This is a genomic window from Aequorivita sp. 609 (assembly GCF_014212065.1).
Taxonomy (GTDB): domain Bacteria; phylum Bacteroidota; class Bacteroidia; order Flavobacteriales; family Flavobacteriaceae; genus Aequorivita; species Aequorivita sinensis.
Window position 1 is genome coordinate 310324 of sequence record NZ_JACJVM010000034.1, and the last position, 22690, is coordinate 333013.

The 22690-nt window shown below is 32.5% G+C and carries 21 protein-coding genes and 1 tRNA gene; 12 read left to right on the plus strand and 10 right to left on the minus strand.

Going from position 1 to position 22690, the window contains the following annotated elements; genetic code table 11:
• Positions 1-48: 48 nt before the first annotated feature.
• Positions 49-324 (plus strand): F0F1 ATP synthase subunit epsilon, encoded by a 276-nt coding sequence (locus H4O20_RS10840; RefSeq protein WP_139854145.1) that lies wholly within the window; start codon positions 49-51, stop codon positions 322-324.
• A 235-nt stretch (positions 325-559) separates the two neighbouring features.
• Here H4O20_RS10840 and H4O20_RS10845 read toward each other — a convergent pair whose 3' ends face one another.
• Positions 560-1597, minus strand: coding sequence for an aldo/keto reductase (locus H4O20_RS10845; RefSeq protein ID WP_185099261.1), 1038 nt, complete (start codon positions 1595-1597; stop codon positions 560-562).
• A gap of 58 nt (positions 1598-1655) precedes the next feature.
• Entirely contained in the window at positions 1656-2441 is a 786-nt protein-coding gene (locus H4O20_RS10850; protein ID WP_139854147.1) for an exodeoxyribonuclease III, read from the minus strand.
• A 206-nt stretch (positions 2442-2647) separates the two neighbouring features.
• On the opposite strand from H4O20_RS10850, the gene H4O20_RS10855 reads away from it, so the two are divergent.
• The gene (locus H4O20_RS10855; RefSeq protein ID WP_185099262.1) at positions 2648-6133 is read left to right on the plus strand and encodes a hypothetical protein; all 3486 of its coding nucleotides are present in this window, start codon (positions 2648-2650) and stop codon (positions 6131-6133) included.
• 75 nt (positions 6134-6208) lie between these two features.
• Positions 6209-6568, plus strand: a complete 360-nt coding sequence (locus tag H4O20_RS10860) for a hypothetical protein (protein WP_185099263.1) — start codon at positions 6209-6211, stop codon at positions 6566-6568.
• Between the two features lie 80 nt (positions 6569-6648).
• Here H4O20_RS10860 and H4O20_RS10865 read toward each other — a convergent pair whose 3' ends face one another.
• Positions 6649-8187, minus strand: coding sequence for a glycine--tRNA ligase (locus H4O20_RS10865; protein WP_185099264.1), 1539 nt, complete (start codon positions 8185-8187; stop codon positions 6649-6651).
• 148 nt (positions 8188-8335) lie between these two features.
• Positions 8336-9223, minus strand: coding sequence for a hypothetical protein (locus H4O20_RS10870; protein WP_139854151.1), 888 nt, complete (start codon positions 9221-9223; stop codon positions 8336-8338).
• An 85-nt stretch (positions 9224-9308) separates the two neighbouring features.
• On the opposite strand from H4O20_RS10870, the gene H4O20_RS10875 reads away from it, so the two are divergent.
• Complete coding sequence (locus H4O20_RS10875; protein WP_139854152.1) at positions 9309-9971, plus strand: ComF family protein; 663 nt, start codon at positions 9309-9311, stop codon at positions 9969-9971.
• 106 nt (positions 9972-10077) lie between these two features.
• Entirely contained in the window at positions 10078-11682 is a 1605-nt protein-coding gene (locus tag H4O20_RS10880; RefSeq protein ID WP_158319104.1) for an Ig-like domain-containing protein, read from the plus strand.
• On the opposite strand, the gene H4O20_RS10885 is transcribed toward H4O20_RS10880, so the two are convergent.
• The gene (locus tag H4O20_RS10885) at positions 11669-12445 is read right to left on the minus strand and encodes an amidohydrolase (protein WP_185099265.1); all 777 of its coding nucleotides are present in this window, start codon (positions 12443-12445) and stop codon (positions 11669-11671) included. The two genes, H4O20_RS10880 and H4O20_RS10885, sit on opposite strands and share 14 nt — an antisense overlap.
• A 148-nt stretch (positions 12446-12593) precedes the next feature.
• Between H4O20_RS10885 and rnpA the strand changes: the two genes are divergently transcribed.
• The 5 genes from rnpA to H4O20_RS10910 all read left to right on the plus strand — a co-directional run bounded on the left by rnpA (position 12594) and on the right by H4O20_RS10910 (position 16604).
• Positions 12594-12959, plus strand: coding sequence for a ribonuclease P protein component (gene rnpA / locus H4O20_RS10890; RefSeq protein ID WP_282033012.1), 366 nt, complete (start codon positions 12594-12596; stop codon positions 12957-12959).
• A 177-nt stretch (positions 12960-13136) separates the two neighbouring features.
• A complete protein-coding gene (locus tag H4O20_RS10895) occupies positions 13137-14759 on the plus strand; it encodes a S41 family peptidase (RefSeq protein ID WP_185099266.1) in 1623 nt (540 codons plus the stop codon).
• A gap of 68 nt (positions 14760-14827) precedes the next feature.
• Positions 14828-15322 carry a hypothetical protein gene (locus H4O20_RS10900; RefSeq protein ID WP_139854157.1) on the plus strand — a complete coding sequence of 165 codons (495 nt, stop codon included), beginning with the start codon at positions 14828-14830 and terminating at the stop codon, positions 15320-15322.
• Between the two features lie 19 nt (positions 15323-15341).
• A complete protein-coding gene (locus H4O20_RS10905) occupies positions 15342-16160 on the plus strand; it encodes a sterol desaturase family protein (RefSeq protein ID WP_185099267.1) in 819 nt (272 codons plus the stop codon).
• Between the two features lie 72 nt (positions 16161-16232).
• Entirely contained in the window at positions 16233-16604 is a 372-nt protein-coding gene (locus H4O20_RS10910; RefSeq protein WP_139854159.1) for a hypothetical protein, read from the plus strand.
• Here the strand turns inward: H4O20_RS10910 and H4O20_RS10915 are convergent.
• From H4O20_RS10915 to H4O20_RS10930, 4 genes are all read right to left on the minus strand, one after another.
• On the minus strand, positions 16594-17034 hold the full coding sequence (locus H4O20_RS10915; protein ID WP_139854160.1) for a GNAT family N-acetyltransferase: 441 nt from the start codon (positions 17032-17034) through the stop codon (positions 16594-16596). The genes H4O20_RS10910 and H4O20_RS10915 overlap by 11 nt on opposite strands.
• A gap of 15 nt (positions 17035-17049) precedes the next feature.
• A complete protein-coding gene (locus H4O20_RS10920) occupies positions 17050-17967 on the minus strand; it encodes a cation diffusion facilitator family transporter (protein WP_139854161.1) in 918 nt (305 codons plus the stop codon).
• 9 nt (positions 17968-17976) lie between these two features.
• Positions 17977-18408, minus strand: a complete 432-nt coding sequence (gene rpiB, locus H4O20_RS10925) for a ribose 5-phosphate isomerase B (protein ID WP_185099268.1) — start codon at positions 18406-18408, stop codon at positions 17977-17979.
• Positions 18409-19048: 640 nt separating this feature from the next.
• Complete coding sequence (locus tag H4O20_RS10930) at positions 19049-19288, minus strand: DUF2007 domain-containing protein (RefSeq protein ID WP_139854163.1); 240 nt, start codon at positions 19286-19288, stop codon at positions 19049-19051.
• Positions 19289-19458: 170 nt separating this feature from the next.
• Between H4O20_RS10930 and rnr the strand changes: the two genes are divergently transcribed.
• Together rnr and H4O20_RS10940 are read left to right on the plus strand one after the other, a co-directional pair.
• On the plus strand, positions 19459-21651 hold the full coding sequence (gene rnr / locus H4O20_RS10935; RefSeq protein ID WP_185099269.1) for a ribonuclease R: 2193 nt from the start codon (positions 19459-19461) through the stop codon (positions 21649-21651).
• 113 nt (positions 21652-21764) lie between these two features.
• Positions 21765-22484, plus strand: coding sequence for a LysE family translocator (locus H4O20_RS10940; RefSeq protein ID WP_185099270.1), 720 nt, complete (start codon positions 21765-21767; stop codon positions 22482-22484).
• A 122-nt stretch (positions 22485-22606) separates the two neighbouring features.
• Here H4O20_RS10940 and H4O20_RS10945 read toward each other — a convergent pair.
• Positions 22607-22680 (minus strand) — tRNA-Cys (locus tag H4O20_RS10945).
• Positions 22681-22690: the final 10 nt, after the last annotated feature.

Consider the following 22690-nt stretch of genomic DNA (forward strand, 5'->3'; position numbering starts at 1 on the left):
TTATAAAGCAGATTCTGAATTCATAATTCATAATTTATAATTGAAAAAATGTACTTAGAAATAGTAACCCCTGAAGCATCTTTAGTTGCTGGAGAAGTAGAAAGCGTAACCGTTCCTGGTGTGGAAGGTGAGTTTCAAATGCTTAACAATCACGCAGCTATTGTTTCTGTTTTACAAAAAGGAAAAGTAAAGTTTAGAGGAAACCCAACATTCGCGGAAGGTTTTCAAAAAAACTTTACTCAAGAAGACGGACAATGGGTACTTCATATTTCTGGAGGAACTGTTGAATGCAACAACAATAAAGTAATGGTATTGGCTGATTAGTTTCGGGACCATTTCAACTAAAAGGTCGAAATCACGCAACTTGCTTTTTAAGGCAATTTCCAAAATAAATAAAATCCCAAATTTCAGGTAACTGGAATTTGGGATTTTTAATTTCACACTAATAACCTATGTTAGACCTGTCAGGTTTTTAAAACCTGACAGGTCTTTTTCAATTTGATAATCTTTTCATTAGTATCCCTTACCTCATAAAACCTAACAAATAACACTTATAACCCTAAGGAGCAGGGTTAGGAATATTGTTATGAACAGTATTAATCTCCTTCAAAATGCTTTTTGAAAGTGTAAAATTTATACATTCAATATTTTCTGAGAGTTGCGCTAAGGAAGTTGCTCCTATAATCGGAGCTGTAACAAACTTCTTCTGAAGAATAAATGCTAGTGCTAAATGAGTAAAGCTTAAATCGTGTTTTTTAGCGATTTCAAAATATTGTCTCGTTGCTTCCTTTGCAGTATCACTGCTATAACGACTATACTGTTTAAATTGATTTATACGGGAATTTTCATTTGCTTTTCCCGTTAAATATTTCCCTGTAAGCGTACCAAAACCTAGAGGTGAATAAGGTAAATACCCAATATCTTCGCGATGAAGGATTTCGGAAAGCCCAATTTCATCTTTTCGATTCAGTAAATTAAAAGGATTTTGGACTGTTGCAATTTTAATACTCCCTTTTCTAGCCTCTTCCATACAACGCATCACCCCATAAGGAGTTTCGTTTGAAAGTCCGAAATGGCGGATTTTACCCTCTTTTACAAAACGCTCAAAATTGTAAAGTACTTCTGCGAAATTATCGCTCCAAGCTTCGTCTTCTTTATAGGTATAATCACGTTGCCCAAAATAATTAGTACTTCGCTCAGGCCAATGTAATTGATATAAATCTATAAAATCAGTTTGTAATCGCTTTAAACTGTTATTAATCGCTTCATCCAAAGATTTTCTACTAAAATCTAAAGGCACACGAATATGATCCATGTTTCGGCTTGGCCCAGCAATCTTCGTTGCAATTACTATATCGTTTCTGTTTTTTTTCCTTGCTAACCAGTTTCCAATATAAGTTTCTGTTCTGCCTTGGGTCTTTGGATTGGCAGGAGCTGGGTACATTTCGGCACAATCTATAAAGTTTATCCCTTTTTCAGTAGCAAAATCTAATTGTTGATGCGCTTCGGCCTCTGTATTCTGTTGCCCCCACGTCATCGTTCCAAGACAGAGTTTACTGATTTTTAAATTGGTATTTGGAAGCGTTGTGTATTTCATAGTATTGAATTTGATAATACTTGACAGGTTTACAAAATTTGTCAAACCTGACGCATTTTTAGAACTCTAACTCCACCAAATGCGGACAATGGTCACTGTGTTTAGCATCAGGCAAGATTACTGCTCGTTTTAAGTTGTCTTTTAAGGGTTCAGAGACCAAGTTATAATCAATGCGCCAGCCTTTATTATTGTTTCTTGCATTTGCACGATAGCTCCACCAAGTATAATTATGTGGTTCTTTATTGAAATGTCTAAAACTGTCTATAAAACCGCTATTCATAAAATCGTCCAACCATTCTCTTTCTACGGGCAAGAAGCCAGAAACGTTTTTATTTCTTACCGGGTCGTGAATATCAATTGCCTTGTGACAGACGTTATAATCGCCGCAAATAATCAAATTTGGGATTTCTTTTCTTAGGTCGTCGATATATTTTCGGAAATCATCCATATACGTGAGTTTGTGCTCTAAACGCTGAATATTTGTTCCACTTGGCAAATACAAACTCATTACAGAAATCTGCCCACCAGGAAGAGCAGGAGCATCAAAATCTACACGAATATTTCGCCCTTCGAAGTCCATATAATCAATTCCAGTTCCGTATTCTACATGATTGGGGATAATTTTAGAAAATATCGCAACGCCACTATACCCTTTTTTTTGAGCACTAAACCAATAGTGATAGGGATAACCAGCCTTTTCAATTTCCGCTACATCTACTTGATCAATATTAGCTTTAGTTTCCTGAATACAAACTACATCAGGATTTGCAGCTTTTAACCAATCGATAAATCCTTTTCGCATAGCTGCGCGAATTCCGTTTACGTTGTATGAGATTATTTTCATATAAAATGCCCTGATGTCGGGTATTTCTTTTGGGAGTTAAGTAATTATTTTAAGCTTGCAAGATAAATATCTAAACAGCTATTAACAACCAATACTTTATTACATTAAGTATTTAAATTTGTTTTAAAAAATTCCAACCTCCTCGGGATTGAGATTGTATTTTTACCCTATCAAAATAAAAAGCCAAACGAATAGTTTTATAGTTAATGAAGTTAATCCTGTCCATTTTCATTTTTACGTTCGTAGCAATAGGCTATGCACAGGATATTAATTCAAATTATATTGAGAAAAAATTTGCGGTAAGAGATACAGTAGCAATTGATAGTGCTGGAATAAACCCTAAAAAGTTCAACATCTTCGACAAAGAAGGAAATGAGCTAGATCCCTTTAGTTATTTAATAGATTTTAAAAAAGGAAGGATAATTTTTCCTTCCCGTACTGAAGATGAAGCCGATGGAATACTTCGAAGAGAAGACTCTGTGACCATTCAGTATTTAAAGTATCCTGATTTTCTTACCCGAGATTATTTCGCACTAGACCCAAAAATAATTGTTGAAAACACAGGGCGGATTGATAAACTATATTCTCTACAAGAAAGCACTAACAAAAACACCTTTACACCTTTTGATGGATTGAATACATCTGGAAGTATTTCACGAGGTATCACCATTGGAAACAATCAAAATGCAGTTGTTAATAGTCAGTTAGATTTACAGATAACGGGAAAATTAAGTGATAAGGTTTCGATTCGTGCTTCTATTCAGGATGCAAATATTCCCACCCAAGAAGGCGGTTATTCACAGAGTTTAAATGAATTTGATCAGATTTTCATAGAGCTTTTTGGGGAAAATTGGAATATACGGGCAGGAGATATAGATCTTCAAAACAATAATAGCTACTTCGGAAGATTTACGAAAAAAGTGCAAGGGATTTCTCTTGGCGGGACTTTTAACAATGAGGACGGTTCCAAAATTTCAGCTTTTGCTTCTGGGGCATTAGTTAAAGGTGTTTTTTCTAAAAGTGAATTTGTTGGACAAGAAGGAAACCAAGGACCATATAAACTCGTAGGTCCTAACGGAGAGCTTTATATTTTAGTTGTTTCAGGTAGTGAGCGAGTTTATGTAAACGGACTGCTCTTAAATAGAGGCGAAAACGAAGATTACGTAATTGATTACAATGCTGGTGAAATAAAATTTAATCCTACTTATCCTATAACTAGCGATATGCGAATTACTGTAGAATATCAATATACCGATAGAAGCTACACGCGTTTTATTGGCTATGGAGGTGGGAATTATTCAAGTGATAAATTGGACTTAGGTGTATATGTTTATTCTGAAAATGATGCAAAAAATCAGCCCTTGCAACAAAGTCTTTCGGAAGAACAAGTGGCAATTTTAAAAGCAGCTGGAGATGATAAGGATTTAATGACAGCACCATCAGCGGTTCCTGATACGTATTCTGAAAACAAAATTCTCTACAAAAAAGTAATTATCAATGGGGAGGAAATTTTCGTGTTTTCAAATAATCCAGAAGACGAACTTTACAGTGTGCGTTTCTCACTGGTTGGAAGTAACAACGGTAATTATGTAATAGCCGATAATAACGCTATCAGCAGAATTTTTGAATATAAACCTCCTGTAAATGGTGTCCCACAAGGAAATTATGAGCCAATTGTTAAATTAAATGCTCCAATAAAACTTCAAATAGGTGGTTTAAATGGAAGTTATCATCCTTCCGATAAAACTCAAATAGATTTTGAAGTTGCAGGTAGTAAAAACGACCTCAATTTGTTTAGCGATATAGACGATTCAAATAACGATGGTTTTGCAGGAAGATTAGCTTTTAAACAACGTGTATTAACTTCAGCAGATACACTAAAAGTTGATGCATTTGGTTCGTTAGACTTTGTACAAAAAGATTTTAAAACCATCGAAAACCTTTACAATATTGAGTTTAACAGAGATTGGAACCTAATAAACCCTCAAGGAAATCAAAGCTTTGTAATTTCTGGAGTTGAATTTTCACATCCAAAAAATGGAAGAGGTAGGTATGAATTTCAAAATTTGAATTATTCTGAAAACTTCAATGGGACACGTCATGTAATTGCATCAGAGATTAAGCTAAATAAATTCAGGTTAAGAACAAACGGAAGTTTATTAAATAGCAAAGCCGATTCAATTACATCAAAATTCTTTCGACTGAACAATACTGCAACATATTCGTTGGACAAAGCTTGGATTGGCGCTAAAACGGCTTTAGAAGACAACCAGGTTAAAGATATCCTTCGCGATAGTATTTCCCCTACAAGTCAAAAATTTAGCGCTTATGAGGCTTATATAGGCGTAGGAGATAGCACGCAAGTGTTTGTAGAAACTGGTTACCAATATCGGGTTAATGATAGTGTTAGAAACAACAGACTTCAAAAAGTAAATTCATCGCATACATTTTACTTAAAGTCGCGATTGATAAATACTGACAACACTCAACTTTCTGCTTTTGCAAATTACCGAACGCTTAAGTATGAACTTAAAGTGGGAGACGAAACTGGATTGAGTCAAGAAATTCCTACAATTGAAACTAAGCGTGAAATAGACCGTTCGTTAAATTCCAGAATTATTTACAACCAAGCGTTGTTGCAAGGGGGAATTCGATGGAATACTACTTTAGAATCTAACAATGGGGTTATTCCACAGCAGGAATTTACCTATGTTAAGACCGAAGCAGGGCAGGGTGTTTACACTTGGATTGATTATAATAATAATGGAATTCAAGAATTAGAAGAATTTGAAGTAGCGCAGTTTCAAGATCAAGCGGAATACATTAGGATATTACTACCCAATCAAGTTTTCTTAAAAATCCGTCAGAATAAATTCAGTCAGATACTTACTTTAAATCCTCAAAAATGGTTGAATGAAGAGGGTTTTAAAAAGTTTCTTTCTCACTTTTACAATCAAACTTCATACATTCTAGATAGAAAAGTAAAACGAAGAAATGATGCTTTTAATATTAACCCTTTTAAAGATGGAGGGGAGGACCAACTTGGGTTGATTTCAAATTTTAGAAATGCGTTATTTTTCAATCGCGGAAAACAGCATTTTACTACTAGCTACACTTATATTTCATCGTCTAGTGACAATCTGCTTGCTATTGGCTTACAACAAAACAAATCGAAAAGTCATCAGCTAAACTTTAATCACAAGATTAAAGAAAGCTGGTTGATGAATTTTAAAAGTCAAATTAGCAATAATGAAAGTCTTTCAGAAAATTTTGCAAATAGAAATTACCAACTTGAATCATATTCTTTCAATCCAAAAATATCGTATTTATTGAGCCAGCAAACTCGATTTGATGTTTTTTATGAATTTGAAAACCAATCGAATAAATTAGGCGAAATGGAAAAATTGGACCAACAGGTTATAGGGTTTTCTTTTGCTTATTCCAATGCTGAAAAGGTTTCTATAAATGGAGAATTTAATTATATCAATAACAAATTTGAAGGAAGTCCATTTTCTCCTGTAGCATATCAAATGTTGGAAGGCCTACAACCAGGAACTAACTTTACTTGGCGGATGCTTTTACAAAAACGAATAACTAAATATTTGGATGCTAACCTATCCTATTTTGGACGTAAAAGCGAAACTACTAAAACAGTACATACAGGAAGTGTGCAGTTGAGAGCTTATTTTTAGTAAGAATTATGCTAAATCATTTCTTTAAAAATAGGTTCAATTTTGTATCTTCATAAATCAAAAACACATCAATAAATGATATTTAAAACAACTTTAGCACTCTTCTCAGTATTTATAATTTCTTGTGGTCCCATGCAAAACCAACCTGCGGGTGATGAGAATAATTCATCAGAAATGGAAGCAAAAAAAATGATAGCAGAAGGGTATTTGGCAGGGAAAATTTTTTACTCAAACTTAAAAGACGATTGTGAATATACCATCCAATTGGAAAGTGGTGAAAGAGGAATTTACTACGTTGATCCTGTGAATTTAAAAGAAAAATTTAAACAAGAGAATCAAGCTGTATGGGTAAAATATAATGGCTTAAGACAGATGAATAGATGTAATAAAGCGATTCCAGTAGAAGTTACTTCAATTGTAAACAGAACAGAATAATTACTTCTTAGGTATAAAAAAAGGAGGATATTTAATTATCCTCCTCTTCTTGAAATATAGAATTAACCACTTAAAAAAAACTATTTAGAAAGCCAACTTTGGTATGAGATGGTTTCCTTCATTTTATCTGAAATTTCAGAAATACTAATTCTTTCCTGTTCCATTGTGTCTCTGTTACGGATGGTTACTGTATTATCTTCAATTGTTTGATGATCTACTGTAATACAGAAAGGTGTTCCAGCTGCATCTTGACGGCGGTAACGTCTTCCTACGGCATCTTTTTCGTCGTAAGCTACGTTGTAATCCCATTTAAGAGTATCGATAATCTGTTGTGCAATTTCTGGAAGTCCATCTTTCTTAACAAGAGGAAGAACTGCAGCTTTTACCGGTGCTAAAATTGCTGGTATTTTTAATACTGTACGCGTGCTTCCATCCTCTAATGTTTCTTCTTGAAGTGAATTACTCAAAACAGCAAGGAACATTCTGTCTAAACCTATTGAAGTTTCAACTACGTAAGGAACATAGCTTTCATTCATCTCATGATCGAAAAACTGTAACTTCTTACCAGAGAATTTTTCGTGAGCTTTAAGGTCGAAATCTGTTCTTGAATGAATTCCTTCTAATTCTTTAAATCCGAAAGGATAGTTAAATTCGATATCTGCAGCTGCATTTGCGTAATGTGCAAGTTTATCGTGGTCGTGGAAACGGTAATTTTCTTCTCCCATTCCTAATGAAAAGTGCCATTTTAAGCGTGTTTCCTTCCAGTATTCGTACCATTTAAGTTCTTCTCCAGGACGAACAAAGAATTGCATTTCCATTTGTTCAAACTCTCTCATTCGAAAGATAAACTGTCGTGCTACAATCTCGTTACGGAAAGCTTTCCCTGTTTGAGCGATTCCGAATGGAATTTTCATTCTTCCACTCTTTTGAATATTCAAAAAGTTTACAAAGATACCTTGAGCAGTTTCTGGGCGTAGGTAAAGATCCATCGCGCTATCTGCTGAAGCACCAAGTTTAGTTCCAAACATAAGGTTGAACTGACGCACCTCTGTCCAGTTTTTCGATCCAGTTTCTGGATCTGCAATACCGAGCTCTTCAATCAACGCTTTTACGTCTGCTAAGTCTTCTTTTTCAAGTGAACTAGCCATACGCTCTAAAACAGTGCGTTGTTCTGTTAGATATCTTATAACACGAGGATTTGTAGAAACAAACTCTTCTTCATTAAAACTATCGCCAAAACGCTTTCTTGCCTTTTCAATTTCTTTTTGCGCTTTTTGATAAAGCTTTTCAGCATAATCTTCAATAAGCACATCGGCGCGATAGCGTTTTTTTGAATCCTTATTGTCGATTAAAGGATCATTAAAAGCATCCACGTGTCCCGAAGCCTTCCAAGTTGTTGGATGCATCAATATCGAAGAATCTATACCTACAATATTTTGATGCATATACACCATGCTTCGCCACCAATATTCGCGAATGTTTTTCTTTAATTCTACACCATTTTGAGCGTAATCGTAAACAGCACTAAGTCCGTCGTAAATTTCGCTAGATGCAAATATGTAACCGTATTCCCTTGCGTGGGAAACTACTTTTTTAAAATGATCGTCGTTGTTTGCCATGTCACAAAAATAGGAAAGTCCCCTCAACCTTCGAAGAGAGAACTTGATTTTTTTTATTATTAAAAAACCATTGCAAAAATTGCAATGGTTTTAGTTTTAATTTTAGCCAAACATAATGAATTTTATATCAAAATGTATATTTCATCGGCTATTTCAATTCCATTGTTGTTGTTCCAATTTGATTTGGTCCATCAAAAATATTAATTGTATATCTACCTTCAACTAGGTTTGCTTCTTTTGAATTAACTAATATACAAACGTCTAGTGCTTCGTTTTCGTAAAAAACATTTGTAGAGGCACTGTAGTTTAAGTTTTTATCTTCAAATTGTTTTACTGTATCATCACCCATCATAACATTTTTAGGGTTGATAACTTGAATGTAAATAATTCTGTCTCCGCTTTTAGCAATTGAGTTTGGAGCTAGTGTAAAACAAGCTCTAATTTTATCTGCACGGCTTGAACGTCTTGTATCTACAACTTTTCCGCTGTTTCTAATAATTACAGCTTCCCCTCTTAGGTTAGTTGCTTTAACAATTGATCCTTTTTTCAAGATTTCATTCATTGCTTCGTTCTCCTGACTTACAGAATCTACCACCATCCTAGTATTATCCAACTCTAAGAAAGTACTATCGCGCTCCATAGCAAGTCTTTTATTGGCAGCAATTAAACTATCAGCTCGTTTAAATAGCATAGCTCTTTCTTGCTTTAATCTACCAACCTCAACTTTATATCTCTGGATTAATCCGATATTAGCCTTAGCATCTTTAACAGAATCTAATAGCACATTTATTCTTTCACGCGCGGCCAATAAGTCTTTATCTTTTAACTCATTATCTTTAATTACTTCATCATAATTGGCGATTAACCCTTCAAGTTCCTTCTCTATAGACTCTTTTTCAGTTTCTAGATTAGAAATTGTAGATTTATTCTCATTAAATAATGTTACAGTATATACTGCTAATGCAATGAGTAGTAGTGAAAGAACTCCTATAAGGATCTTAAATTTACCACTATTATTTTCATTTTCTGTGCTCATAATTTAATTGTATTTAGTATAATTGGTAAATGTAGGTAGGTATTTCTTTAACAAACGTTTATAAAATGATAAAACTTCATAAAAAATGTTAAATCTACTCTTTCCTAAAATATGTTATAGTTGTCATAATCCATTACTCAAGGGAGAAAAAACAGTTTGTATTGCATGTATTCATTCCCTACCTATAGCTTCGTTTCACAAAAATGAAAGTAATTTTTTAAAAAATAAGTTTTATGGAAGATTTTTAGTAAAAAATGCAACATCCCTACTTTATTTTCAAAAAAGAGGAATAACTCAGGAATTACTTCACAACTTAAAATATCGTGGAAAGGAGGATATTAGTTATTTTTTTGGCAAATGGCTTGGTGCAGAATTGGCCGAGTGTGAAAATTACAATAAAATAGATTTGGTAATTCCGGTTCCATTACACAAACAGAAATTAAAGAAAAGAGGTTATAATCAAGTGGAAGGGTTTGGAAAAGAAATTGCCTTAGCCCTTGACGTAGCCTATCGTGATGATATTTTAATTAAAATTTCAAAATCTGGTTCTCAAGTTTTTAAAACAAGAATGCTCCGTTTTGAAACTGAAGAAGTCTTTTCCATACAGAAATTAGAAGATATTAAAAACAAACATATTCTATTAGTAGACGACATTATCACCACAGGTGCAACGCTCGAAAAATGTGCACTGCAGTTGCTTAAAGGAGAGAATGTAAACATTAGTATAGCAACGATTGCTGTTGCATAAGCGTTAATAGTTGTTTGTTAATTGCAACTAGTTCTTTCTTATTGTTTAATTTTGGGCAGATTTCAATAAATTTATTTTTAAATCTATTAACAACTAATATTTCATCTTGAAACATCGCCTTCTATACATTCCCATTGCGCTTTTGTTATTGCTGTCATTTACAGATTGCGCCAAAAAAGGAACGCCATCAGGTGGACCAAGAGATACTATTCCTCCAGTAATTGTTAGAAGTATTCCCGAAAATTACAGCACGAATTTTAAAGAAGATGAAATCGAAATTCGCTTTGATGAATATATCAAGTTAAAAGATTTAAACAATCAGTTAATCATTTCACCACCCATGAAGTATACGCCGGTTATCACACCGCTAAGTACTTCAAAAAGATTAAAAATAAAACTATTAGATACCTTAAAACCAAATACAACCTATTCTTTCAACTTCGGAAAAAGTATTGTTGATAACAATGAAGAAAACGAGTTTGAATATTTTAAATACGTGTTTTCAACAGGAACGTATATAGACAGTTTAAAACTTTCGGGGAAAGTAAAAGATGCAAAGCTAATTTCTCCTGAAATTCCAACAACGGTAATGCTTTACGAAGTAAATGAAACATTTAAAGACTCATTGGTTTATTCTGAAAAACCGATGTACATAACTGTTACTAAAGACAGTAGCGGGACATTTGAGCTTTCAAATCTAAAACAAGGAAAATATTTACTAATTGCTTTAAAGGAAAAAAGTAACGATTACACTTTTCAACCAAAGACAGATAAAATTGGATTTGTAAATGAAGTAATTACCTTGCCTACAGATTCTACTTATGTACTTACACTTTTTAAAGAAACTCCAGATTACAAATTAGCAAGACCTGCTTTAGTTTCTAAAAACCATATTATTTTTGGTTATGAAGGGCGAGTAGATAGCTTAAAGGTTGAAATGTTATCGGATGTAGGTCAAGATTACGTTTCCACATCTTATAAAGATGAAATGAAAGATTCACTTCACTATTGGTTTAAGCCTAATCTTAAAGTAGATTCTTTGCTCTTTAAAGTTACAAATGGAAATAAAGTAGATACAGCTTCGGTAAGAATACGCGAACTTTATAGTGATTCGTTAAAAGTTTCAGCAGTTAAAACTGGGTTTTTAAAGTTAAAGGACACCTTTAAATTGCGATTAAACACCCCAATAACTTCTTTTGATGCTGAGAAATTTGAAGTTATTAACAAAGATTCGGTGCTTGTTGATACCGAAATAAGGTTGAATAAAAAGCACAATTTAGCAGAACTGCATTTCCCAAAAGAAGAAGATGAAAGCTATAACATAAGCATTATGCCTGGAGCCTTGACCGACTTTTTCGAGAAGACAAATGACACACTGTATTTCAATGTAAAAACGCGATTGTCTTCAGATTACGGAACGCTTAGTCTCAATCTGGTAAATGTAAATAGATTTCCAATTATCGTTCAAATTGTGAATAGCAAGTATAATGTTGTTGCAGAAAGATATTTAACCGAAAATATTCCTGTTTATTTCGATGAACTTTCTCCGGAAAAATATTTTTTAAGAATTATCTATGACGACAATCAAAACGGAAGATGGGACACAGGGAGTTTCCTAAATAGGATGGAAGCCGAAAAAATTATCTATTATCCTAAAGAGATTGAAGTACGTGCCAATTGGAGTTTAAACGAAACATTTATACTAAAGTAAAATCGTCTCTATCATTCAAAAACTGAAAATGTTTTCGGTTGTTAACAATGTGTTCTTTTTCTAAAACCACCGTTTCGGTAAATTCCCCTATGTCCTTAGAAGTTATTTTAACTCCTAAAACATCGTAAATTGCCGAACGTCCAACATATTCGTGGTCGTTTCCATCAAAACCTGCTCTGTTAACGCCTACGCAATAAGTCATGTTTTCAATTGCTCTCGCACGTAATAGCGTGTCCCAAGCTAAGGTTCTTACTTTTGGCCAGTTTGCTACATAAATTAAAATGTCATAATCTTCTGTATTTCTTGCCCACACAGGAAAACGCAAGTCGTAACAAATAAGCGGACATATTTTCCAGCCTTTATAATCTACAATTAAGCGTTCGGTACCATCTTTATACGTTTCATTTTCCTTGGCTAAGGTAAATGTGTGCCTTTTGTCGTACTTTTTATAACTGCCATCAGGAAAAACAAAAAACATCCGGTTGAAAAAATTATCATCTTCCTTAATAATTACACTTCCGGTAATAGCAGTATTATGCGTTTTTGCTTCTTTAATCATCCATTTTAAAGTATTTCCATCGTTCGGTTCGGCTAATTTTTCGGCGTTCATTGAAAAACCTGTTGAAAACATTTCAGGAAGGACGATTAAATCTGTTTTCTCTTCAATATTTTCTATTTTCGCTGAAAACATTTTCAGATTTGCTTCAGCATTTTCCCAATGAAGATTACTTTGAATAATCGATATTTTAAGCGTTTCTTTCAAAATGAATAATTTTTAAATTTTGTTTTTACAGTTTTAAATTAAGAACTAAAATTACAACTTTAAAAGGTGATTTTCTTTAAAACTAAAAGATAGGAAAACTATTGAAATGCAACTGAAAAGCTGAGAAGTCTTTTTATATATTTACTTGGTGAACAAAAAATTTCCAAAAACCGAAAAGCTAAAAAGCACCAAAACAATTGAAACCTTGTTTTCGGAAGGGAAAACGTATACTAAATTTCCTATAAAAGTATTTTTTCTACCTAATAAAGAAATCAATTCCAATCTAGCAGCATTTGCTGTTCCTAAGCGTAATTTTAAATCTGCAGTAGATAGAAACCGCGTAAAAAGACAACTTCGAGAAGCATATAGGCTAAATAAACACCTAATTGAAGAAAGTGAAAATACTAGGTTTATGATGCTTTTTTTATATCTAGGAAAAGTAAAACCAGAATATGTTCAATTGGAAAAGTCGATGCTAAAATTGCTGAAAAAACTTCAAGAAGATAATAGCTAAGCTTTCAGGTTTAGTTCAATTTATTTCCAAACCGTGAAACAATTAGTATTTATTCTTCGTTGGAATTAGAAATATTATCATTCTTCGTATATTTCTGAAGTGTAGAATAAAATCCTGATACATTGAGTAAGTTGGTAGAATGTTACAACAACTCAAAATCTCAATAACACAACAATTATGAAAAAGAGAATAATTATTCCCATTGTGGCCATTGGTATATTTTTTACCACTGTAAGTTTTAAAAGCGATTTTTTTGAAATAGCGAAACAGATTGAAATTTTCACTACGCTTTACAAGGAATTAAATATGAATTATGTAGATGAAGTTACTCCGGCTACACTTATGGATAAAGCTATAAAAGGAATGTTGGACGACTTAGATCCTTACACCGTTTATTGGAACGAACAACAAGTTGAGGATGCTAAAATCAATAATTCAGGAGTTTATACAGGTATTGGTGCTACCGCTCAGACCCGAGAAGATAAAATAATTATTGTAGAACCTTATCAAGGGTATCCCGCAGATAAAGCAGGTTTAAAAGCAGGAGATGAGATTATTAAAATAGGGGATGTAACCTTAGCAAATTTTGAAGAAGATGCGGGAGAATTACTTAAAGGTGCTCCAGGTTCTAAAGTTGATGTAACTTATAAAAGACAAGGTAAAACCACTACCACAACCATTACACGCGAAGCTGTTGAAGTTAAAGCAGTTCCTTTTTATAAATTGATAAACAATGACATTGGGTATATTGTACTTTCAAAATTCAATAGTAAAACTACTTCTGAAACCAAAGCGGCGTTAATAGATTTAAAATCTCAAGGTGCGAAAAAGATAATACTAGACTTACGAGGAAATCCAGGAGGATTATTAAATGAAGCAATCAGCGTTGTAAACCTTTTTGTTGAAAAAGATCAAGTAATCACCACCACAAAATCGGTTATTGAAAAGTATAATGCAACTTATAAAACACGTTTTGAACCCGTAGATACCGAAATTCCTTTAGTAGTTTTAATCAACGGTCGTAGTGCATCGGCTAGTGAGATAGTTTCAGGAGGTTTACAAGATTTAGATCGCGCAGTTATCGTTGGGGCTCGAAGCTTCGGAAAAGGGCTTGTACAGCGTCCTAAAAAGCTAACGTACGGAACTCAGTTAAAAGTTACTATTTCGAGGTATTACACACCAAGCGGTCGTGGAATTCAAGCTGTTGATTACTGGCATAGAGATGAAAATGGCGATCCTATTCGAAAAGATCCAAAAGAATATAACAAGTTTAAAACTAAAGGAGGTAGAACTGTTTATGACGGGGGAGGAATACTGCCAGATATTGAAATGGCATCGGCAGTTTATAGCCCAATTACTACGGCTTTACTAAAAGACAATGCAATTTTTGATTATGCTACAAAATACTATTACAGCCATCAAATGACGGATTGGAAAAACTTTAAGTTTGGACAAAGTGACTTCCAAGATTTCCTGAAATATTTAAAAGCAAACAATTTTGAATATGAAACTGAAACCGAAAAGAAATTTGCAGAAGGTTTAAAAATGGCCGAATCAGACGAATTAAACAATGAAGTTTCTCAAAGTTACAATCAATTAATGGCTGCTATTAATACCGCAAAAGAGAAAGCTATTATCGATAAAAAAGTTGAAATAGAATCGTTATTAACAGACGAAATTCTAAAGCGATATTTCTATCGTGAAGGATTATATAACTATCAAATAGAGCACAATCCTGAAATTCTAGAAGCAGTTGCTGTTTTGAATGATGAAGGAAGATATAAGAAAATTTTGAGGTGATAATTTGTTTGTTCTAGCGTAGAAGAAATCATTTCAAATTTGATGCTATTGCAATCTTTTTTTACCAAATGAAAGAACTTAGAAAATTTAAAACGTATGAAGGATTTTGTCATATTTTAGAAGAAAAAATTATTTTTACTTCTGATGGAAATTTAGAAAATTATACCGCTAAGGATACATCAGAAAATAAAGTAATTTATACAATTTCTATAATATTTACAGTACTTTGTTTCCTGTATTTAACTTATAATTATTTTAAAAATAGTGATTGGATTAGACTTTTATTCCTATTTGGTATAGTTGTTTTTACAATTTATGATTCATTTAGGAAAAGAAAATATTCTAATACTTCCGTAATTGAAAGAGAGAAGATAATTCGTGTAACATTCCATCAGGCTAAAAAGTGTTTTTCAAGAGCATATTTTAGGGTTGATTTTATTGATGATAAAAATAAGAGTAGAAGCAGAAAAATTATTCTACCTGGATCACTGTGTAGGGGTTTAAGTGATTCAAATAAAGCTTTTGATATTATGCTCGAGCAAGGAATAATAAACAGAGTTTGATTGAAAATATAACAAACAAATGCAGTCCTTCTTAACTTTCTTCGAAACAATGCCTACTTGGATGAAAGCAGGTTGGGTGTTTTTTGTCCTTACTATATTCTGGATTTTAGAGGGATATTACAAATTAGTTTTTACTAAATACAACAAATGGCGACACGCTAAAACAAATTTTATTTTACTTGCATTTGTAATGTTAATAAACTTGTTTTTCGGGATTTTAACGGCTGGGGTATTTCTTTGGATAGACAATTCCAACTTTGGTTTATTACAGCATATTACTGCTCCTGTTTGGTTAGAATTATTACTATCCATTTTAATTTTAGATTTAATCGCTCAATATTTTGTACACTTTCTTCTTCATAAAATTCAATGGATGTGGCGTTTACACACCGTTCACCATTCCGATAAAAATGTAGATGTAACAACTGGAACGCGACATCATCCTTTCGATTTTATTATTCGAGAAACCTTCGCATTACTTACGGTTGTAATTATGGGAATGCCAATAGCTTTTTATCTTTTCTATAGAATTTTAAGTGTGCTGTTTACCTATTTTACTCACGCAAATATTTCGATTCCAACAAAATTAGACAAAGCCCTAAGCTATATTATTGTAACTCCAAATATGCATAAGTTTCACCATCACTATCAAATGCCTTGGACAGATACTAATTTTGGAAATATGTTTTCTATTTGGGATCGCTTATTTGGAACTTATGTTTATGAAAATACAGCAGACATTAAGTACGGATTAGATATTAGCGACCATAAGGATGATGAAAATATTCTACATCAATTAAAGCTTCCATTTGATAATTCTATTAAGTACAAAAACTAAATTAACACTCTAATTTTTAGCTTAACATAACCTTAACCGGTTGTTAATCAATATATTCGTATTTTAGCTGCTATGATACAAGCAGATAGAGAAGAAAACAAAGAAATTATTAAAGAATCGGTAAGCTATTTAGAGAAAAGAGGGTTTGAACAAATTAGAGCTAACGTAGATGGATACGAAGCTCCAAAATCATATCTCAAAAAAGATAGTGATGTAGTAATAACTCCAGATATAGTAGCAAGTCGGGCTGGAATTAAGCATTATTTTGAAATAAGTTTAAAAACGGAAAAACTTAGATTATTAAAATCTAAATGGCAGTTTTTAGATACAATTACTCGAATGCGTAATCAACGATTTAAAATAATAACGCGTCGTGGACATTACAAGTTTACAGACGAATTATTAAAAGAGCTAAATCTTGAAAAGAATTTAATTAAGCTCTAATCATTGCAATGTGAGGTATTCCATCCTCTGAATAGCGATCACCAATAGTCTTAAAACCGTGGCTTTCGTAAAAAGTGACTAGATAAGTTTGGGCTGATATTTTTATTTTGTTAGCCTTATAATACTCTTCTATTGCTTTAATTGCCGCATCGGTAATTTTATGTCCATACCCTAATTTGCGATAGTTATCCCGTACAACTACTCTACCAATAGAAGATTCGTCAAAATAATCTCCTTCTTGAAAACATCTAGCATAAGCAATTATTTTTCCATCCTCTCTACCTATTACATGTAAAGCCCGTTGATCTTTTCCATCTATATCTTGATAAACACAATCCTGCTCTAAAACAAAAACTTCACTTCTTAATCTTAAAAGACTATAAAGTTCATTAGTGTTTAATTCTTCAAAATTTTTTACTTCAATTTCCATAGTTTTTCAATTAAATCAATCTTGAACAATAATGTCTTTTGGATCGTCTTTTTGGTGTTCAGGTTGAATAGTAACATGATTTATTCCGAAGTTTTTAAAAAGAACTTCTTCAACTTTAGTTAACACTGCATCAAACTCAGAAAGTGTAACATCTTCGTGAAAATCTAAATGTGCCTCTAAATGCGTTTCTTGTTCGTTAAGCTGCCAGATATGAATATGATGCATATTCTTCACTTCTGGAATTTCACAAACGGTTTCAATTATTTCTTCCAAATTTAAGTCGTCTGGAGTAAAAAGCATCAATACTTTAAAAGAACTTTTTATCAAATCATACCCCATTATTAACAAGTATAGTGCTATTAACACAGTTAATATACTATCTACCCAATACCATTCAAAATATAACATTAAAACACCACCTATCAAAACAGCTACAGATGCAGCCATATCTGAAAATAAGTGTAAATATGCTGAACGCATATTCATATTTGTTTTAGATTCTTTAAAAAGTAGAAGTACGCTAAATCCGTTAAAAACAATTCCTAAAATCGCTAACCATATTACCAAACCACTTTTTATAGGTTGAGGATCCATAAATCTAAAGATAGCTTCGTAAATAAGGTAAACAGCAACTATAATTAATGTTACAGAATTTACGAAGGCTGCAAGAATTTCGGCTCGCTTATACCCAAAAGTTTTAGTAACCGAAGCGTCTTTTTTTGAATATCTATCGGCTATGTAGCTAACAATCAATGAAAGTACGTCGCTAAAATTATGCAAGGCATCAGAAAGTAATGATAAACTTCCAGATACTAATCCGCCAATAGCTTGAGCAACAGTAATACCTATATTAAGAAAAATAGAGAGCAGAAGCTTTCTACCTTTCATATCGGGATGTGAATGGCTATTAGAATGTGCGTGATTATGCGACATTTTAAAAGTTTATGAGCAGGCTATTTTTTCTACTCGTTTTTGATGACGGCCACCTTCAAAATCTGTATTTAGAAATGTTTTTACCATTTCAACAGCTTGTTGTTTACTAGTAAATCGTGCTGGAATACTTAAAACGTTAGCATCATTATGTTGACGCGCTAATTCGGTAATTTCTTTTGTCCAGCATATAGCAGAACGTACTTTTTGATGTTTATTAGCCGTCATATTAGCACCGTTTCCGCTTCCGCATACAATGATACCAAAATCTACATTTCCTTTCTCAACATCTTCAGCAACAGGATGAACAAAATCTGGATAATCAACACTAGAATTTTCATCCGTACCATGGTTGATAACAGTATGTCCTTCTTTTTCTAAATAAGAGATTATTTCAAATTTATAATCTGTACCTGCGTGGTCGTTCCCGATAGAAATTTTCATAATATTTAATTTTTATCAAAGATAATGATTTAGGTAGCAGAAATATTATTGTTCTATCTAATATTGCTTTTCTTATATAATATAGGTTATCAACACGTTTAATAGACTTAAATTCAGTATATTAAATTATATGTAGTGTAAATTAATCGTTTCTTAACCTTAGCTTCATATAATGGTTAACAACATTGTTGATATTTGTTAATTGAATTCCTATAAGTAAAATTGCAGATATGGAAATTATTTACAATAGGTTTTAAAATTCCAATAATGCAAATTTTTTAACCATTTTTTATTGGTCAGTTATGGGATGAAAATTTTCAGTTAACAACATTAATTTTAAAAATACTTATCAATTTTAGGTTGTAGAAATAGGTTGTTCACAGTTGTTAATTACTATAGCTATTCGACTATAATTTAAGCTGTTCAGATTGTTATATTATGTTAATAACCTATTATTAAAAGAGAACAAGTTAATTTCAAAACAAAACATCAAAAAGTTATTGTACATATTAACACACTATAATAAACACCATTTTATTTAATTAAATTTTAAAAAAGAAAAATGTAGTATTAATATATGTTGATAACTATAAAAAATGGAAAATGAAGATTTTTGAATCTAGAGAAAGACTAGAGTTTTTTAAACGATTTTTAAGTTGGAAGGATTGTTGAAATCGTTCATTATTTGTTCTGCTTGAGAAATATCGTCTATATGTACTTGAAGCCTAATTCCACCTATAGCATTCGAGTAAAAAGGAAATACGCTAATCATTGTTTCATTCTGAAACACATACCTAATCCCTTCTTGATCAAACAAAAGTTGAAGCACTGCATATTCTGCAGGGTATTGGAATATAGCTATGGTTTTAAAATGTTCCATTTTAGATATCTAAGTAGCTTATGAAATTATTCTTACTTTTAAATTCCATCACATTAGTAGAATTCAAGTTTATATTATTTATAAACCTTCTCTAAGGTACTAAATCTTTGCTAATGTAATCCAATCATTATGAGATATGTATTACATTTACAATAATTACAAATTAAACTATGCCAAAAAATAAACGTAAAAAGAGTAAAAATAAAATAGATAATCTTTCTCAAACAATTCTGAACATACTTCGGAAAGATCATTCACAAGCTTTTAATTATAAGCAAATTGCCGCTAAACTTCAATTGGACGACCCTAGTAGTAGGAACCAAATAATCAAAAAATTAAAGGATTTACTAGGAAAAGGAAGTATTCAAGAAATTGATCGCGGAAAATATATACTTACCCCTTCACAAAACTACTATACTGGAAGAGTTGATATTGCAGGTCGTGGTCAAGGCTACATTATTGTAGAAGATCTTGAAGATGATATCTATGTGAGTAGTAAAAATTTAAATAAAGCCTTAAATGGCGATATAGTTGAAGTTTACGTTTTTAAACGTAAAAAAGGAGGGAAGACAGAAGGGGAAGTAACCAAAATTATAGAAAGAAAACGTACAGAATTTGTAGGTACTATTGATGTACAGGAAAACTTTGCATTCGTAGATGTTACAGATTACAAAATGTACACCGATATTTTTGTTCCAAAGAATAAAATAAACGGAGCTAAATCTGGAGAAAAGGTTTTAGTTGAAATGCTAGAATGGCCAGAAAAAGAAGATTCTCCAATAGGAAAAGTTATTAAAGTTCTAGGAATGCCTGGAGAACATAATACCGAAATTCACTCTATTCTAGCACAATACGGTTTGCCGTATGATTTCCCTCAAGAGGTTGAAGTTTATGCTAATAAAATAGATACTTCAATTAAAGAATCTGAAATAAAAAAGCGTCGCGATATGCGCGAAACTTTAACTTTTACAATAGATCCAAAGGATGCAAAAGATTTTGATGATGCCCTTTCTTTTGAAAGACTTGAAAATGGGAACTATGAAATAGGAATTCACATCGCCGATGTGTCACATTATGTTACTCCTGGAAATGAACTTGATGATGAAGCTTATGAACGTGCAACTTCTGTTTACTTAGTAGATAGAGTGGTACCAATGCTGCCAGAGATTCTTTCAAACAATGCTTGTTCTCTTCGTCCTAATGAAGAAAAATATACTTTTTCAGCTGTTTTTGAAATGAATCAAAAAGCGGAAGTTATAAAACAGTGGTTTGGAAAGACAGTTACATTAAGTGATGCGCGTTTTGCTTATGAAGAAGCACAACACGTAATTGAAAATCCGAATGAGGAAATACATAAAATTCCTTCCGATATTTCGATTACAGATGAAGAATATGTCGTTAAACCTGAAATTGCTGAAGCTATTTTAGAAATGGATAGGCTTGCTAAAAAATTACGAACTAAACGTATGCGTGCTGGTGCTATTTCATTTGATAAGGTAGAAGTAAAATTTATTTTAGACGAAAATAAAAACCCTGAAGGCGTGTACTTTAAAGAAAGTAAAGACGCTAATAAGATGATTGAAGAATTTATGCTTCTAGCCAATAGAAGTGTAGCCGAATTTATCGGAAAACAGAATCCAAAAAAGACATTTGTTTACCGAGTTCACGATGAACCGGATGACGAAAAAATTGCAGCGCTTGAAAATATAATTAAACGATTTGGTTATAAACTAAACACAAAAGATCGTCATACTACAGCTACTTCTATGAATAAATTATTGAAGGATGTTCAAGGTAAAAAAGAACAGAATTTAATAGATACTATTGCTATTAGAAGTATGAGTAAAGCAATGTATACAACCAAAAATATTGGTCACTACGGATTAGCTTTTGACTATTATACCCATTTTACTTCACCTATACGTCGATATCCAGATGTTATGGTTCACAGACTTCTTCAGCATTATCTAGAAAATGGAAAAAGTGCTAATGAAGAGGAATTTGAAGAAAAATGTAGCCATAGTAGTGACATGGAAGGACTTGCAACTAATGCCGAACGCGATAGTATTAAGTATATGCAAGTTAAGTATATGCAAGATCATCAAGATGAAGAGTTTGTTGGAGTAATTTCAGGAGTTACTGAATGGGGTATTTATATAGAAATTATCTCTAATAAATGTGAAGGAATGGTTCGTTTGCAAGATTTGAATGACGACCATTACGAATTTGATAAAGACGAATATGCGGTAATTGGAAAACGTACCAATAACGTATATCGACTTGGAGATGAAGTTAATGTAAAAGTAAAAAATGCCGATTTAGTTAAGAAGCATTTAGATTTTACAATGCTAGGTCATAAATAAAACATTTAAAATAAAGGTTTTATACTTTTTAGTAACTAAATATTAAATAGTAAAAACTAAAATTTATTTTTTTACAGACATTGGGTAAAAGTAATTTGTATTTTTACCCTATTATGTTTGACGGTTTACTTTACGCTGCATTTTATGGATTCTTATTGGCTTTTGCAGTCGGTCCAGTATTTTTTACCCTAATTGAAACTGCTATAACAAAAGGGGTTAAGGCCGCTATATTCTTTGATTTAGGTGCAATAGTTGCTGATATACTGTTTATAATAATTGCCTTTTATAGTACAAGTAGAATTCTTGAACAAGTGAAGAATGATCCTGGCTTACTAATTTTTGGTGGAGGGATTCTCATTGCTTATGGAATTATATCCTATATTCGAACCAATAAATCAATATTTAAAATTGTAAGAGAACATTACGCTGTAAAAGTAAAAAAAAATCTCGGTGGACTATTCCTAAAAGGATTTCTATTGAATTTTGTAAACTTTGGTGTATTAGCGGGTTGGATAGGAACTCTTATTATGGCTAACGCCCTTACAACTTCAGATAATGGCGTATTTCTATTTATTTCTACGGTATTAGCAACATTCTTTCTTACCGATCTTTTAAAAATACTTTTAGCTAAAAAATTGAAAAACAAAATGACTCCGCGTTTTATTTTTAAAACTAAAAAATGGGTAAGTATTTTAATTTTTGGATTTGGTATTTTACTACTTATTCAGGGAATTTTCCCCAAAGGTGTTGAAGCTGGACTTGAAAAAATCCCAGGACAAGGCAATCCTATAGAAATAGAAAAGCCTATTCCTCCTGTTGAGGATTTACAATAATAATCTCTTCTTTTTTATATTTTTTTGTAAGTATTAAGCGCAGCTCCCAAAGTTTTGGGCTCGTGGAAATCGTAGTAATTATTAAAAATAAAAAAAACCCTAACTAAAAAGTTAAGGTTTCTTGGAGGCATCGAGCGGACTCGAACCGCTGTAGCAGCTTTTGCAGAGCTGAGCCTAGCCACTCGGCCACGATGCCATATTGTGGT

Coding starts and splice junctions, on each gene's coding strand:
- H4O20_RS10900 (WP_139854157.1), top strand. CDS start 14,828: ATGAAAGAACTTAGAAAATTTAAAACGTATGAAGGATTTTGTCATATT.
- H4O20_RS10840 (WP_139854145.1), top strand. CDS start 49: ATGTACTTAGAAATAGTAACCCCTGAAGCATCTTTAGTTGCTGGAGAA.
- H4O20_RS10845 (WP_185099261.1), bottom strand. CDS start 1,597: ATGAAATACACAACGCTTCCAAATACCAATTTAAAAATCAGTAAACTC.
- rnr (WP_185099269.1), top strand. CDS start 19,459: ATGCCAAAAAATAAACGTAAAAAGAGTAAAAATAAAATAGATAATCTT.
- H4O20_RS10865 (WP_185099264.1), bottom strand. CDS start 8,187: ATGGCAAACAACGACGATCATTTTAAAAAAGTAGTTTCCCACGCAAGG.
- H4O20_RS10930 (WP_139854163.1), bottom strand. CDS start 19,288: ATGGAACATTTTAAAACCATAGCTATATTCCAATACCCTGCAGAATAT.
- H4O20_RS10895 (WP_185099266.1), top strand. CDS start 13,137: ATGAAAAAGAGAATAATTATTCCCATTGTGGCCATTGGTATATTTTTT.
- rpiB (WP_185099268.1), bottom strand. CDS start 18,408: ATGAAAATTTCTATCGGGAACGACCACGCAGGTACAGATTATAAATTT.
- H4O20_RS10870 (WP_139854151.1), bottom strand. CDS start 9,223: ATGAGCACAGAAAATGAAAATAATAGTGGTAAATTTAAGATCCTTATA.
- H4O20_RS10855 (WP_185099262.1), top strand. CDS start 2,648: ATGAAGTTAATCCTGTCCATTTTCATTTTTACGTTCGTAGCAATAGGC.
- H4O20_RS10910 (WP_139854159.1), top strand. CDS start 16,233: ATGATACAAGCAGATAGAGAAGAAAACAAAGAAATTATTAAAGAATCG.
- H4O20_RS10875 (WP_139854152.1), top strand. CDS start 9,309: ATGTTAAATCTACTCTTTCCTAAAATATGTTATAGTTGTCATAATCCA.
- H4O20_RS10915 (WP_139854160.1), bottom strand. CDS start 17,034: ATGGAAATTGAAGTAAAAAATTTTGAAGAATTAAACACTAATGAACTT.
- H4O20_RS10920 (WP_139854161.1), bottom strand. CDS start 17,967: ATGTCGCATAATCACGCACATTCTAATAGCCATTCACATCCCGATATG.
- H4O20_RS10850 (WP_139854147.1), bottom strand. CDS start 2,441: ATGAAAATAATCTCATACAACGTAAACGGAATTCGCGCAGCTATGCGA.
- H4O20_RS10860 (WP_185099263.1), top strand. CDS start 6,209: ATGATATTTAAAACAACTTTAGCACTCTTCTCAGTATTTATAATTTCT.
- H4O20_RS10940 (WP_185099270.1), top strand. CDS start 21,765: ATGTTTGACGGTTTACTTTACGCTGCATTTTATGGATTCTTATTGGCT.
- H4O20_RS10905 (WP_185099267.1), top strand. CDS start 15,342: ATGCAGTCCTTCTTAACTTTCTTCGAAACAATGCCTACTTGGATGAAA.